Source organism: Metabacillus endolithicus, assembly GCF_023078335.1.
Taxonomy (GTDB): Bacteria; Bacillota; Bacilli; order Bacillales; family Bacillaceae; genus Metabacillus; species Metabacillus endolithicus.
Map to the genome: position 1 here is coordinate 1561756 of NZ_CP095550.1, position 13560 is coordinate 1575315.

The window sequence follows — 13560 nt, forward strand, 5'->3', positions numbered from 1 at the left end:
ATTTACATTTATCTCTTCTCTCCATATAACCATATTTTGGAGGGGAATTCTAGAAAAAAGTTTATATTCTGACAAGATTCGACTTTCGCAACATTTATTCTCTGTTCCCCTGTGAAAAGATCGCAATAAACTTTAGTAGTTGTAGCAAAGAAAGCAAGGCAGCAGCCACATAAGTTAAAGCAGCAGCACTTAATACTTTACTTACCCCTCTTTCCTCATTATTAACAATCATACCTTCAGAAAGCATCAATTTTTTTGCTCTTGAACTTGCATTAAATTCTACCGGCAAAGTAATAAGCTGAAATGCTACAACTGCTGAGAAAAATATGATTCCTAAGCCAATTAAATTTAAACTACCTAATAAAAAGCCACCTAATAACAAAAATGGTGCAATTCCTGAAGTAAAGTTCACAATCGGAAACATTTTATGTCGTAAAACGAGTGCACCGTAAGCTTCACTATGTTGAATAGCATGTCCAACCTCGTGTGCTGCAACAGAAATTGCTGCAATCGATTGACTTCCATATACCGAATCCGATAATCTAACAGCCTTTTTTAAGGGATCATAATGATCTGTCAGAGACCCTCTCACATGTTCAACCGGCACGTCCGATAACCCGTTTCGATCGAGTAACTGCCTTGCAATCTCAGCCCCAGTCATGTGAGAAGATGCTGACACCTTAGCATACTTTTCAAAATTCCCCTTAACTCGAAACTGCGCCCATAAAGAAAGACCAAATGCAATAATGATTAAAAAATCCAATGGATGAAAAAACATGTTGATTTCCTCCCTGTAACAAGTACTTTATTATGGTTAGTTTAATCAAAACAATGATTTCTACCATACAAAATTTCATATGGTTTCTTTTGCTTAATCCGCAAACTATAAACAGAAGGTGTACATACTAAAAAAATGGACATTTATTAAGATAGGTTAGTGACAACGCTTTGTATACGCTTCAAATGCTAAAAGTTAGGAAGTGAAACTGTTGAAAGTAAATGAAGAAGAAAAGAAATTACTTAGTGAAGCAATCGATAAAATGAATGAAGGGTTAGACTCCTTTATTGGTTTTTATAATGATTCTGAAGAAGATAAAGCACTTATTGAATTCTCAGAGGATACAATTGAGACGATTGAAAAGGCCATTGAAACATATGGAAAAGACGAGGTAACAACCAAAATTAATACAATTATTAAAGAAGTTTTATCTTTTATACCAAATAAGAAAGGATGAGTTTACAACATGGCAAAATCAAATAAAACCATAACACAATGGTTGCGTTGGCCAATTCATTTTCGTATTACCCTTATCGTTCTACTCATCATTTTAGTGTTTGGTGAAATCATTACTCTTATAGAGCCAAACGAGTTTCCAACAACATTTGATGGAATTTGGTGGTACTGTTGTAACTGTCTCTACTGTTGGATTTGGCGATTATGTCCCACAGACGTACCTTGGGAGAGGCATCGCTATGTTAATGATTTTAGCTGGAGCTAGCTTTGTAACCGCTTATTTTGCTAGCGTTTCTTCAGCAGCGATTAAAAGACAGCACTCCTACCTTGAAGGAAATGTGACGTTTTCGGGTAAAAATCATGTAATTTTAATTGGGTGGAATGAAAAAGCAAATGAAATGATTGATTCTTTAAAAACCGTTAAGCCATATAAACAAATTGTCTTAATAGATGACTCATTAAAAGAATCACCATTAATTGAAAATGTTCATTTTATCCGTGGAAATCCTGCCAATGAACAAACTTTACTTAAAGCCAATATCCAAGAAGCTGATGCAGCTATCATCACTGCTGATCAGCACAAAAATGAACAAGATGCTGATATGAACTCTATTCTTGTCCTGCTATCCCTAAAAGGACTAAATCCAAATTTATACTGTGTGATTGAATTGCTAACAGAACATCAAGCAAATAATGCTAACAGAGCCGGAGCAAATGAAATCATTAAGTCTTATAAATTAACAAGTCACTTTATTATGAGTAGTTACTTAGCGAAAAACGGTTTGTCATCATTTTATTCTGAGCTTAACCCTGCAAGCGGTAATTTATTTCAAGTTCTTCCGGTAAATAAAGAGCTGATTGGCAAAACCTTCAAAGATGCAAGTCACCAACTCCTCGAAAAAGAATCTATTTTAATTGGCATAAAAAGAGGAGAGGACACGAAAGTAAATCCGCCCCTCTCCTTTGAAATACAAGATCATGATTCTTTAATAGTGTTTACTCACTAATCAAGCAATACAGCCTCTAATTCCTTAACAAGCGCCTTCCCTAAATCAATATATTCTTCAGGGAAGGTTGCATCCTTATCTTGCGGCTCCTGGAATTGATCAAAAGATGCACTAAAATTCCCAATATGCACATGGTCATCTAATCCAATTTGATATTTATGAGATAAAAGAAAGGGTGTACCTAATTCAACCGTTGTATTTCTAGAATCAAGCTGTCCATCCACAGATGTAAATGGAACCCTCAAGAATTGATAACCTACTTCAGAATCAATTTTATAATCAAAGTAGCCATGATCATAATCCCAATTTCCACCTATCGTATAGCCTAAAGGTTTAAGCTCCTGTTCTAGGTCATATAATTGAAATGTTTGTCCTTCTAATCTTGAACGAACTTCAATCATAGCAAATCCTCCTTTTTCTTAGGCCTGTTAATGCTACATTTCTTCTTGCAGGTTTCGCTACCTCTTTCTAAAACAAAGCCTGCTCTATTAAAGAAATGGCTTAACATTGCCTTTTCCTTAGATTTGCCTAATATAAGAAAATCATGACCATTAAAACGAAAAAAGGCCGACATTAATGTCGACCTTTTTCAAAAATTATTTTTCTAAGCGTTTTTCAAGTTCTGCTTTCTTTTCTTCAAATCCAGGCTTTCCAAGTAAAGCGAACATATTTACTTTATATGCTTCAACGCCTGGTTGATCAAATGGATTAACTCCTAGAAGATAACCACTCATAGCACAAGCCTTTTCAAAGAAATACACTAAATATCCAAGTGTGTATTCATCCATTTTTGGAATATTTACTACTAGGTTAGGAACTCCACCATCAGTATGAGCTAACATCGTTCCTTGGAATGCCTTTTTGTTAACAAAGTCTACTGATTTTCCAGCAAGATAATTTAGACCATCTAAATCACTTTCTTCTGCTTCAATCGCTAACTCATGGCGAGGAGTCTCAACATTAATGACTGTTTCAAAAATGTCGCGACGTCCTTCTTGCACATATTGCCCTAAAGAGTGTAAGTCAGTTGAGAAGTTTGCTGAAGAAGGATAAATTCCTTTTTGGTCTTTTCCTTCACTTTCGCCAAATAATTGCTTCCACCATTCAGCAAAATACTGTAGGCCTGGCTCATAGTTAATTAGCATTTCAATCGTTTTTCCTTTGTTGTATAAAACATTACGAACAGCAGCGTATTGATAAGCTGGATTTTCCTCAAGCTCAGATTTTCCAAAATCTTCACTTGCAGCTTGAGCGCCTTTCATCATCGCTTCAATGTCTACACCTGTTACAGCGATTGGTAATAATCCAACAGCCGTTAAGATTGAATAACGTCCGCCAACATCATCTGGAATGATGAATGACTCGTACCCTTCTTCAGTTGCAAGTGTTTTCAATGCACCACGCGCTTTATCAGTTGTTGCATAAATACGTTGCTTCGCTTCAGATTTTCCATACTTTTCTTCAAGAAGCTTCCTAAAAATACGGAATGCTAATGCAGGTTCAGTTGTTGTACCAGATTTAGAAATAACATTAATCGAGAAATCTTTTCCTTCAAGTAAATCATGAAGATCCTTCATGTATGTAGAGCTGATGTTATTTCCTACAAAAATAACTTGTGGAGCTTGTCTTTGTTCTTTTGATAAAGAATTATAAAAAGAATGATTTAGCATTTCAATTGCAGCACGTGCTCCTAAATAAGAACCACCAATTCCAATGACAAGAAGAACTTCTGAGTCGTTCTTAATTTTTTCAGCACTTTTTTGAATACGAGCAAATTCTTCTTTATCATAATTCTTAGGAAGATCCACCCAACCTAAGTAGTCACTTCCAGCTCCTGTTTGCTCATGAATTGAATGATGGGCAACTTTCACAAAATCCCTTAAATATGTAAGTTCATGTTCGTTAAAAAAAGTTAAGGCACTAGAATAATCAAAGCTTACATGCGTCATAACATTTTTCCTCCAATGTTTGCTTTTTGTTTATAGCTATTAACAACTTTATCTAAACTACATGTGTAAATCAAGTATAGATCTTTATGTAACCGCTAACATTTTCAATCTTTTCTGACAATTCAATTACAAAACAAGTAAACACGGGTATAACCCCGTGCTTATTTGTTTGCATTTTATAAAGATGCTGTTAAGATCGCAACCACATCGTCTTTATTTAAAGATTTAAAATTACCGAATTCACCATTAATCATTGCTTTATCAGCCATCAAATCAATGTTTTCATCATTAATATCATAATCCTTCAAACGACTTGGTGCTCCAATGCTGCTCCAAAACTCACGAAGTTTATCAATTCCTTCAAGAGCTACAGATCGGTCGTCTTTACCAGTAGGATCAACATCAAAAACATTAACAGCCAGTTGTACAAAACGAGATACATTTTGATCTAAGTTATGCTTCATCCAGTTCGGGAATAGAATGGCTAATCCACCAGCATGTGGAATATCGTATACAGCAGAAACAGCATGTTCAATATTATGACTTGCCCAATCTCCTCGATACCCCATTTGTAGTTGCCCATTTAACGCAATCGTACCAGAGTAAAGAATGGTTTCACGAAGCTCGTAATTTTCTAAGTCATTTATTAGCTTAGGAGCTGTTTCAATAACCGTTTTTAATGTAGCCTCACAGAAACGATCTTGTAACGGTGTATTTGTTGTATGATGAAAGTATTGTTCGAAAACATGTGACATCATATCAACAACTCCATATATCGTTTGATCTTTTGGAACAGTGAATGTATTTACAGGATCCAATATTGAAAATTTAGGGAATGTTAAAGGACTTCCCCAACCATATTTTTCTTTTGTTTCCCAATTCGTAATAACAGAACCTGAGTTCATCTCAGAACCAGTTGCAGCTAATGTTAACACTGTACCAAATGGCACTGCTTCAGTAGGAATATGTTTCTTTGTCACAATATCCCAAGCATCACCATCATATTTCGCCCCTACAGAAATAGCCTTTGTACAGTCAATTACACTTCCTCCACCAACAGCTAATATAAAATCAATGTTTTCTTTTTTACATATTTCAACGCCACGGTGAACCGTTGATAACCTAGGGTTTGGTTCTACTCCAGACAATTCAAAGATCTCAAGGTTGTTTTTTTCTAAAATTTGAACGACTTTATCATAGAGACCATTGCGCTTAATACTTCCTCCACCATATACAACAAGAACCTTTTTTCCGTACTTTGGAACTTCATTTTCTAGTTGTTCCACTTGTCCCTTACCAAAGATTAATTTAGTGGGATTATAGTATGTAAAATTATCCATTTATATCGCCTCCATATTTAGATTATGTAATTTCCTGATTTTATTGTAAAGAAATGTGCTTTTATAAAAATTTTCTTTGAATAGTTTTTTTATTTTTTCGCAAGATATAAGTGTAGTTAACAACTAAGGAGGTTGTAAAATAAAATGAGCGCAATTCAACGTATAGCACTTGTACTTACGATAATAGGAGCAATTAACTGGGGACTAATTGGATTTTTCCAATTTGATCTAGTAGCAGCTATCTTCGGCGGCCAGGATTCAGCATTATCCCGAATCATTTACGGTTTAGTTGGTATTGCTGGTTTAATTAATCTTGGTCTGTTATTCAAACCTTCTGAAGAAGTTGCAAGAGAACCTCGCCCAGAAGCTCGATAAGTTTTAATAAAAAGAGTTAACTTCGGTTAGCTCTTTTTTTATTGTTGATAATAGCGAATAAAAAAAGACGAACACTCAGTGTTCATCTTTTCTTCGTTCATTATTTTTTGATTTCTTCACGTTTTGATTGCTCAATCCACTCTTCAAGCTTGTCTTTTAGTGTGTTGAAACCTTGTGGAGTTTCTGTTTCAGCTTTTACAGTTGCTTGACGTTTTTTCGGTCTTTTTGGAGCTTCTTGCTTTTCTTCAGCAGGTGCTTCTTGAGTAGCACGGATTGATAAGCTGATCTTCCCTGATTTTTCGTCAATAGAAAGAACTTTTACTTGAACTTCATCATTAACGTTTAAGTGCTCATTAACATCTTTAACAAAACCATGTGTAATTTCTGAGATGTGAACAAGTCCTTGTGTTTCTTCATCTAGTGCAACAAATGCACCATATGGCTGAATTCCTGTTACTTTTCCTGTATGAACACTTCCTATTTCGTACTTCGCTGTCATAATAACACTCCTATTTTTCTTATAATTATATGTCCCATTATACGCAATTAAAAATTATACCACATCTTTGCGTCTTTGACAAAAATAAATATTTTTGATCTCATATTTTAGTATACCCAAAAAAGAAAAAGCAACGATGAATCCGTTGCTTTAAGGTGTTGATTTATAGACAATTTTTGGGTATCCATTTTCTAGACGAAGCTCAAGTGAAACCGTTTCTCCATCACCTTTTATATAAATATGTTTGATAATCTCTCCGTTTTCTTGATACTGAAATTCAACCATCGTAACTTCATTTGATAAAGTCTGGAAATCAGTAGAACTTATCTCGGAAATAAATTGACTTTTATCAGGAATGTCTGCGCCTTTTCCTCCTTTATATATGAGGTCATAAGCTACATCATAATCTCCAGTTACCACTGCATACATATAAATTCTTGCAACAACTAAATCAATTGTATTTGTTCCCGCAAATGGTCCATCAAACACGTTTTCGTTATTAGCTCTCTTGTATTCCTCATATGTTTCTAACATTTGATTTGTTAGAGGTAGTAGGTTAATGCTTAAACCGTTTGGAATCATTTTTAGTTTTGAAGGGATGAGAGACTCTACTTGATTCTCAAGCTCTTTCGTTAGCTGAAAATTACTCCCTTTAAGCTTACTTAAAAAAGCATCAACTATTTGTGAAGATGTTGTATTATTATTTTCAGAAATAAATTGCTCAAATCCTGTTATGATCTCCTCTTTAACTCTTGTCTGATTCGTTGTAATTTGAGAATTTTCTGTTCCTGTTAAATAGGTTTTCATTAAATCTTGGAACAATATTTTCAGTTCATTTATATTAGAAAAATTAGGGTACTTGATTATGATTGACTCTAGCTGAATCAATCTAGTTTCAAGTTCTTCACGACTGATGACTAATTCAGCGTCTACCTTAAATCTTTTGTTTTTCTGAATATCCAAAAATAGTTTTAGTTCTTCTGATAATTTCTTTGAAAAAGTCTCGGAAATTCTGTCATAATCAACCGTAAAAGAAATCATTCCTTCACCATCATCAACAAAAATGTAACCGTTCCCCTTCATTTCATCCACTAAGTTACTATATTCTTCTGTTCCATTTTTTACGCTTCCACTATTAAGATGTTGGACATAATCTTTAACGTTAGAAATATCTACACTCTGTTCCTTAAAATGCATTTCCCACCGATCTGTATAGCGTTCTTTTAATAGCTCTAGCTTTTCAATATAATGAAGAATTTGTTCATCACTTATATTACTTTGATTTTTTAACATAGTAAATTCTGTATAAGGCATTGATACACGATATTCAATAATTGTTTTAACATTATTTCTATAGTTTTTTAACTCTGTTTGCGATTTATAACTCTTTCTTTCTTCAAAGGCTGCAACTGCACTTTTAGCTTCCTGGACAAACTGATATTGTTCCACATCTTTGGATTGAAGAGAATCATTTAACTCATCTACTTTTCTTTCGTAGTAGCCCTAATCTCATTTGTTGCAGCCTCAATGTCTGAAGTTGTTACGGGTTGTTGATTTATTTGTTCATCTGGTGGATGTTCTGACCCCGTGTTATCCGGTTGCTTCAGAAGTTGCGCACCAAGAATTCCTCCAATTAAAAGTACACCAATAAAGGAGGCAACATACGGTAGTTGAAGTCTCATACGCTTTTTAAAAGGCTTTTCCGATGTTTTTACCTTATTCACTATTTTATCTACAGAGGAAACTGAAGGCACTTGTTCGTATGATTGCTTTAAGTTTCTCATTCGTTCTTCAAATAATTTCTCATCCATGTATGTCACCTTCTTTCTTATCAAGTTCTTCAATGACTTTTTTCAACATTGTTTTCCCGCGTAATATTCGTGTTTTAACCGTAGATAATGAAATTGACATGATTTCTGAAATTTCCTCATACTTCTTTTCATGAAAATAAAAAAGAACGATTGGTATCCGATACTTCTCATCTAACTTTTGTATCGCTAAATGAAGAACCCGATCTTCCTCATTACGTAAAACCTCAGCTTCTGTTTCAGGGTAATACTCTTGTCTAAAGTCTTGTTGTATTTTAAAAACCTTCCGTAGATTAGATTGTCGTTTTCTAGCAAAGTCCCTTGTCACATTAAGTGTAATTTTATATAGCCAAGTAGAAAATTTTGCTTTAGTAAACTGATCTATAAATCGATACACACGAATAAATACTTCCTGTGTAATATCTTCTATCTCTTCCTGTCTGTTCCCTAATTGATAAGCAAACTTCTCCACAACAGGATAATGAAGTTCAACTAGCTGCTGAAAAGCTGACATATTTCCCTGTTTGGCCTTTTTTATTAATTCTTCTTCGTTCATGTCTCTGCCCTCCTCTTTCATTTTATTTAACGCCATCATGTTCGACATTGTTTCATTTGGGAATTGATTTTAATGAGGATTTATAAAGAGAGGAAAAATCTGATTTTTAGGTTTAAACCACATAAAAAAGAGGGAATAATACAAGCATAAGGCTTTCTAGTATTCCCCCTTTAGTTTCTATATGAGCTGATCAAATGGTCAGCTTTTTTTAGTTGAGATTTATACTTATACGCCAGCTTTTTGTTTTTGAACAAAACGCTGCATTCTTCTTAATGATTCTTGAAGCTGTTCTAATGAAGAAGCATAGGAGCATCGGATATATCCTTCGCCGCTTTCACCAAACACGCTACCTGGAACAACAGCCACTCTTTCTTCCATGAGAAGCTTTTCTGCAAATTCTTCTGACGAAAGATTTGTTTCCTTTATAGAAGGAAATGCGTAAAACGCACCACCTGGTACATGACAAGTAAGCCCCATTTCTGTTAATGCATTAACAAAAAGGTTTCGCCGTTGCCTGTAGCTTTTTTTCATATGCAAAACATCTTCTTTGCCATTCTTAATTGCTTCGATTGCAGCGTATTGAGCCATAGAAGGGGCACACATCATTGTGTATTGATGAATTTTTAGCATGGCGCTTAAAAATTCAGGCTGTGCAGCTACATACCCTAAACGCCAGCCTGTCATGGCAAATCCTTTCGAAAATCCTGAAACAAGAATTGTCCGTTCTACCATTCCATCAATCGATACAAAGCTTGTATACACATCATCATATGTAAGCTCCGCGTAGATTTCATCTGAAATAACCAATAAATCATACTTTTCAATAATTGCAGCTATTTTTTCTAAGTCTTCTTTATTAAGAAGTGTTCCAGTTGGATTATTTGGTGAGCACAAAATAACAGCTTTCGTTTTATCTGTGATTGCCTTTTCTAAATCTGAAGGCTGAAGCTTGAACTCCATTTCACCGCTCGTTTGTACAGATACTGGTACCCCACCTGCAAGAGAAATTAGTGATGAATAAGATACGAAGCTAGGCTCAATGACAATAACCTCATCACCAGGGTTCACAATAGCTCTAAGTGCAAGATCAAGAGCTTGGCTTGCACCAACTGTTACTAACAATTCCTCTGATGGACTATAGCTTACATTTGTTTTTTCTTGAAGGTAATAACTTATTTCTTTTCTTAATTCAAGAAGGCCCGCATTTGCTGTGTAAGAGGTATACCCTTGTTCTAAGGAAAGGATACTTGCTTCTCTTACATTCCAAGGTGTAACAAAATCAGGTTCACCAACACCTAATGAAATAACACCTTCCATACTTGCTGCCAGGTCAAAGAACTTTCGTATTCCTGATGGTTTTAAGCCTTTGACTGTACTTGAAAGGTAATGCGTTGGTTCAATCATGGTGATACCACAATTCTCTTATCCTCATCATCTTGTTCAAATATAGTACCATCATGTTTATATTTCTTTAAGATAAAATGAGTTGTTGTAGACAATACAGAGTCTAGAGTTGAAAGCTTTTCTGAAACAAATTGGGCAATATCAGACATCGATTTTCCTTCTATGATGACTGAAAGATCGTAAGCACCTGACATTAAGTAAACAGACTTTACTTCATTAAAACGATAAATTCGACTTGCAATATCATCAAAGCCTACTCCTCTTTTTGGCTGAACTTTTACATCGATCATTGCTTTTACACCTTCGTGCCCATCAACCTTACGCCAATTCACCTGTGCTGTATAATCAACAATAATACGTTGATCTTCAAGATTTTTAATTATCTTTTTCGTTTCTTCTTCTGATAAGTCAATCATTTTGGCGATTTGTTCTGCAGTCAAGCGGCAGTCATCTTGCAATATTTCTAATAACTCTACTTCCTTTTCACTAAACTTCATTTTTCACCACTCCTACTTTTCAAATCTTCAGATAATTATACCACCATATTGCTCGTTTTTCATACGTTTCACAAAAAGAAAAAAGGGTAGATTTTTACATGAGTGTTTTTTTATATCCCGGTAAAAAATATAAAAAAACTTATCCTACTTTAACAGCCTATTTGGTTAACAAAGTTCCCTTATAAGCTATGCCCCTATATGACAAGCAGCAATTCAGTGTGTTAAGTCAAACACATATTTTATCATACAATCTGGCAATATATATAGGAAAAATGGAGTGAATGCTTATGAATAAAAGCCATTACTACTGCAGCACAATGAATATTTTTGGCATAAACGTTCACTATGAGGTTTATCGCCAACATCCATCCAATCCTGTTATGATTTTAGTACATGGGTTTTTGTCCTCTAGTTTTTGCTACAGAAAAATTATTCCTTTACTCAAAGAGGATTTTACAATCATTACAATTGATCTTCCTCCATTTGGAAAAACAGAGAAATCAACTAAATTTGTCCACTCTTATACAAACATGGCAAAAGTAGTAATACGTTTAGCGGAAGGACTGAACATAAAAAGAGCTTACCTTGTTGGTCACTCCATGGGTGGGCAAGTATCTTTGAATGCAGCAAAGCAAAGACCTGATTTATTTGAGAAAGTGGTATTACTATGTAGCTCAGGATATATGAAAGGTGTACATCCTTCACTAAAATTTGGTTCTTATGTTCCTTATTTTTATCTATGCATTAAGCATTGGCTAGCAAGTCAAGGAATTCTAAAGAACTTAAACAACGTGGTACATGATCGCTCATTAATTGATCAGGAAATGATGGACGGGTATATGGAGCCTTTTCTCGATGACAAAATATTTCGTGCTTTAAATCGAATGATTCGTGACCATGAAGGTGATCTTAGTTCAGAAGAGTTAAAGCAGATCGAACAGCCTAGCTTGCTTATATGGGGAAATGAAGACAAAGTCGTACCTGTTTCTATTGGAGAAAGATTACAAAACGACTTACCTAATTCAACATTTTTTTCATTTAAACAAACTGGCCACTTAGTTCCTGAGGAAAGGCCGGAACACGTTTCAGAAAAAATTATGAACTTCCTTATCCAGGCTCAATAGAAAAACCACTCATATGAGTGGTTTTTCGCTTAAATTTCACAGCTTGTGTTATTTTTGATTTGAAGTAACTGCTTAGACATAGATTCACATTCCTTTAGAGGAATGATTTCTTCGAACGAAAATTCATAAATCGCTTGTATTTTTCTTGCTAACTTTAGTTTATCATCTATTAAATGAACAGCCTGGAGCACATCAACTACTTCCGTTTCATAACGATCTTCTCCATAACCTAACGGATCCCACTGTAATAAAACTTCCATTAACCTTATATTCGTTTGCTGTGTTTCCATTTTTTCACCTTTATTAATCTTATTTTTTGCACTGTTATTGTAACACACTTATGATAGAAGTAGATAATGAAAGAAAGAAGCTATATCCATTTTTGTTTATGGTTCATAACTGTACTACTCATGTTAAAAGAATCCTATTATAAATATAGCTCACAGTTTTATAAGAATCTTTAATAAGGGGTGAAGCAATTGAGTCAATTTGATCAAGTTATTAACCGAAAAAAAACAGATTCAGTAAAATGGGATTATACAAAAAGAATATTTGGTGTAGAAGATGTTCTTCCAATGTGGGTGGCTGACATGGATTTTCAAGCACCTGAGGAAGTGATTGATGCCTTACATACTCGAGTTGACCACGGAATATTTGGATATACAATGCCTGGATCAAAAATGGAAGATGCCGTTACAAATTGGTTGAAGTCACGTCATTCCTGGGAGATTGATCCAAAAACAATCACTTACAGTCCTGGAATTGTCACAGCTATTAGTATGGCTATCCATGCCTTTACTACTTCTGAAGACAAAATTGTGGTACAACCGCCAGTCTACTACCCATTTTTTGAAATTGCCCAAAAGCATAAACGCGAGGTTCTATATAATCAATTATTATTAAATGAAAACTTCCGTTATGAAATTGATTTTATTGATTTGGAAGAAAAACTTTCAGATGAAAGAACAAAACTTTTTATCTTATGTAATCCTCACAATCCAAGTGGTCGTGTTTGGAGTAAGGAGGAACTAACAAAAATTGGGAACCTTTGTATAAAGCATAATGTTCTTATTATATCAGACGATATTCATTCCGATCTGCTGCTGTTTGGAAATCAATATACTCCAATTGCATCTATTCAAAAAGACATTGCCAATCAAACCATTACTTGTATTGCACCTAGTAAAACTTTCAATTTAGCTGGTCTACAGGCTTCCATTTTGTTAATACCAAATGACTCCCTTAAAAGGCGTTACAATGAGGTTCAACAGCTGTTTGGGGTAATGGGTATCAACACGTTAGGAGCTGATGCGATGCAGGCAGCTTATGAACAAGGGAGCAACTGGCTTGATGAATTAATTCAATATCTTCAGGAAAATGTATTATTAATTGAAGAATATTTAATGAATCACCTTCCTCAGGTAAAAATCATGCGTCCTGAATCAACATATCTTGTGTGGATTGATGTAAGAAGTTTAAATAAATCGGATAAAGAATTACAGGAACTACTTCTTAACAAAGGTAAACTAGCTTTACATATAGGTTCAAAGTTTGGCGAAAACGGAGAAGGTTTCCTTAGAATGAACATTGCTTGCCCAAAGGAGACTTTGTTAGATGGTTTAAATAGATTAAAGATAGCACTAACATAATTATCCTAAACTTCCAAATGAGCTCTTTTAAATTTAAGAGCTCATTTATAGTTTTTATAAAAAATTAGTTAAAATATGTTTATTTCAGAATATTTTTTACAATTTTCACAATTTAATG

The 13560-nt window shown here is 34.5% G+C and carries 16 protein-coding genes; 5 read left to right on the top strand and 11 right to left on the bottom strand.

Going from position 1 to position 13560, the window contains the following annotated elements; genetic code table 11:
* Positions 1 to 94 precede the first annotated feature (94 nt).
* A complete protein-coding gene (locus MVE64_RS08395; protein ID WP_247345473.1) occupies positions 95 to 778 on the bottom strand; it encodes a zinc metallopeptidase in 684 nt (227 codons plus the stop codon).
* A 211-nt stretch (positions 779 to 989) separates the two neighbouring features.
* On the opposite strand from MVE64_RS08395, the gene MVE64_RS08400 reads away from it, so the two are divergent.
* A complete protein-coding gene (locus MVE64_RS08400) occupies positions 990 to 1235 on the top strand; it encodes an atypical membrane-integrating protein (Mistic protein) (protein ID WP_121663253.1) in 246 nt (81 codons plus the stop codon).
* Between the two features lie 151 nt (positions 1236 to 1386).
* The gene (locus MVE64_RS08405) at positions 1387 to 2241 is read left to right on the top strand and encodes a potassium channel family protein (protein WP_247347004.1); all 855 of its coding nucleotides are present in this window, start codon (positions 1387 to 1389) and stop codon (positions 2239 to 2241) included.
* On the opposite strand, the gene MVE64_RS08410 is transcribed toward MVE64_RS08405, so the two are convergent.
* The 3 genes from MVE64_RS08410 to MVE64_RS08420 all read right to left on the bottom strand — a co-directional run bounded on the left by MVE64_RS08410 (position 2238) and on the right by MVE64_RS08420 (position 5530).
* Entirely contained in the window at positions 2238 to 2642 is a 405-nt protein-coding gene (locus MVE64_RS08410) for a YugN-like family protein (RefSeq protein ID WP_212137702.1), read from the bottom strand. The genes MVE64_RS08405 and MVE64_RS08410 overlap by 4 nt on opposite strands.
* Positions 2643 to 2837: 195 nt before the next feature.
* A complete protein-coding gene (locus MVE64_RS08415) occupies positions 2838 to 4190 on the bottom strand; it encodes a glucose-6-phosphate isomerase (protein WP_247345476.1) in 1353 nt (450 codons plus the stop codon).
* A gap of 176 nt (positions 4191 to 4366) precedes the next feature.
* The gene (locus MVE64_RS08420; RefSeq protein WP_247345479.1) at positions 4367 to 5530 is read right to left on the bottom strand and encodes an iron-containing alcohol dehydrogenase; all 1164 of its coding nucleotides are present in this window, start codon (positions 5528 to 5530) and stop codon (positions 4367 to 4369) included.
* 144 nt (positions 5531 to 5674) lie between these two features.
* On the opposite strand from MVE64_RS08420, the gene MVE64_RS08425 reads away from it, so the two are divergent.
* Positions 5675 to 5905: a DUF378 domain-containing protein gene (locus MVE64_RS08425; RefSeq protein WP_121663258.1), complete on the top strand. Its 231-nt coding sequence runs from the start codon at positions 5675 to 5677 to the stop codon at positions 5903 to 5905.
* 100 nt (positions 5906 to 6005) lie between these two features.
* On the opposite strand, the gene yugI is transcribed toward MVE64_RS08425, so the two are convergent.
* The 6 genes from yugI to MVE64_RS08455 all read right to left on the bottom strand — a co-directional run bounded on the left by yugI (position 6006) and on the right by MVE64_RS08455 (position 10669).
* Complete coding sequence (gene yugI / locus MVE64_RS08430) at positions 6006 to 6404, bottom strand: S1 domain-containing post-transcriptional regulator GSP13 (protein WP_121663259.1); 399 nt, start codon at positions 6402 to 6404, stop codon at positions 6006 to 6008.
* 150 nt (positions 6405 to 6554) lie between these two features.
* Positions 6555 to 7853 carry a hypothetical protein gene (locus MVE64_RS08435; RefSeq protein WP_247345481.1) on the bottom strand — a complete coding sequence of 433 codons (1299 nt, stop codon included), beginning with the start codon at positions 7851 to 7853 and terminating at the stop codon, positions 6555 to 6557.
* A gap of 32 nt (positions 7854 to 7885) precedes the next feature.
* On the bottom strand, positions 7886 to 8215 hold the full coding sequence (locus MVE64_RS08440) for a hypothetical protein (RefSeq protein WP_247345484.1): 330 nt from the start codon (positions 8213 to 8215) through the stop codon (positions 7886 to 7888).
* The gene (locus MVE64_RS08445) at positions 8208 to 8768 is read right to left on the bottom strand and encodes an RNA polymerase sigma factor (RefSeq protein WP_247345487.1); all 561 of its coding nucleotides are present in this window, start codon (positions 8766 to 8768) and stop codon (positions 8208 to 8210) included. The genes MVE64_RS08440 and MVE64_RS08445 overlap by 8 nt, the downstream gene beginning before the upstream one ends.
* Before the next feature lie 225 nt (positions 8769 to 8993).
* A complete protein-coding gene (locus MVE64_RS08450) occupies positions 8994 to 10172 on the bottom strand; it encodes an aminotransferase (RefSeq protein ID WP_247345489.1) in 1179 nt (392 codons plus the stop codon).
* Entirely contained in the window at positions 10169 to 10669 is a 501-nt protein-coding gene (locus MVE64_RS08455) for an Lrp/AsnC family transcriptional regulator (protein ID WP_247345490.1), read from the bottom strand. The genes MVE64_RS08450 and MVE64_RS08455 overlap by 4 nt, the downstream gene beginning before the upstream one ends.
* A gap of 287 nt (positions 10670 to 10956) precedes the next feature.
* Here MVE64_RS08455 and MVE64_RS08460 point away from each other — a divergent pair, with 287 nt between their 5' ends.
* The gene (locus tag MVE64_RS08460; protein ID WP_247345493.1) at positions 10957 to 11793 is read left to right on the top strand and encodes an alpha/beta fold hydrolase; all 837 of its coding nucleotides are present in this window, start codon (positions 10957 to 10959) and stop codon (positions 11791 to 11793) included.
* A gap of 29 nt (positions 11794 to 11822) precedes the next feature.
* Here the strand turns inward: MVE64_RS08460 and MVE64_RS08465 are convergent, their stop codons facing one another.
* Positions 11823 to 12083, bottom strand: coding sequence for a DUF1871 family protein (locus tag MVE64_RS08465; protein ID WP_247345496.1), 261 nt, complete (start codon positions 12081 to 12083; stop codon positions 11823 to 11825).
* Positions 12084 to 12272: 189 nt separating this feature from the next.
* On the opposite strand from MVE64_RS08465, the gene MVE64_RS08470 reads away from it, so the two are divergent.
* Positions 12273 to 13442, top strand: a complete 1170-nt coding sequence (locus MVE64_RS08470) for a MalY/PatB family protein (protein WP_247345499.1) — start codon at positions 12273 to 12275, stop codon at positions 13440 to 13442.
* Positions 13443 to 13560: the final 118 nt, after the last annotated feature.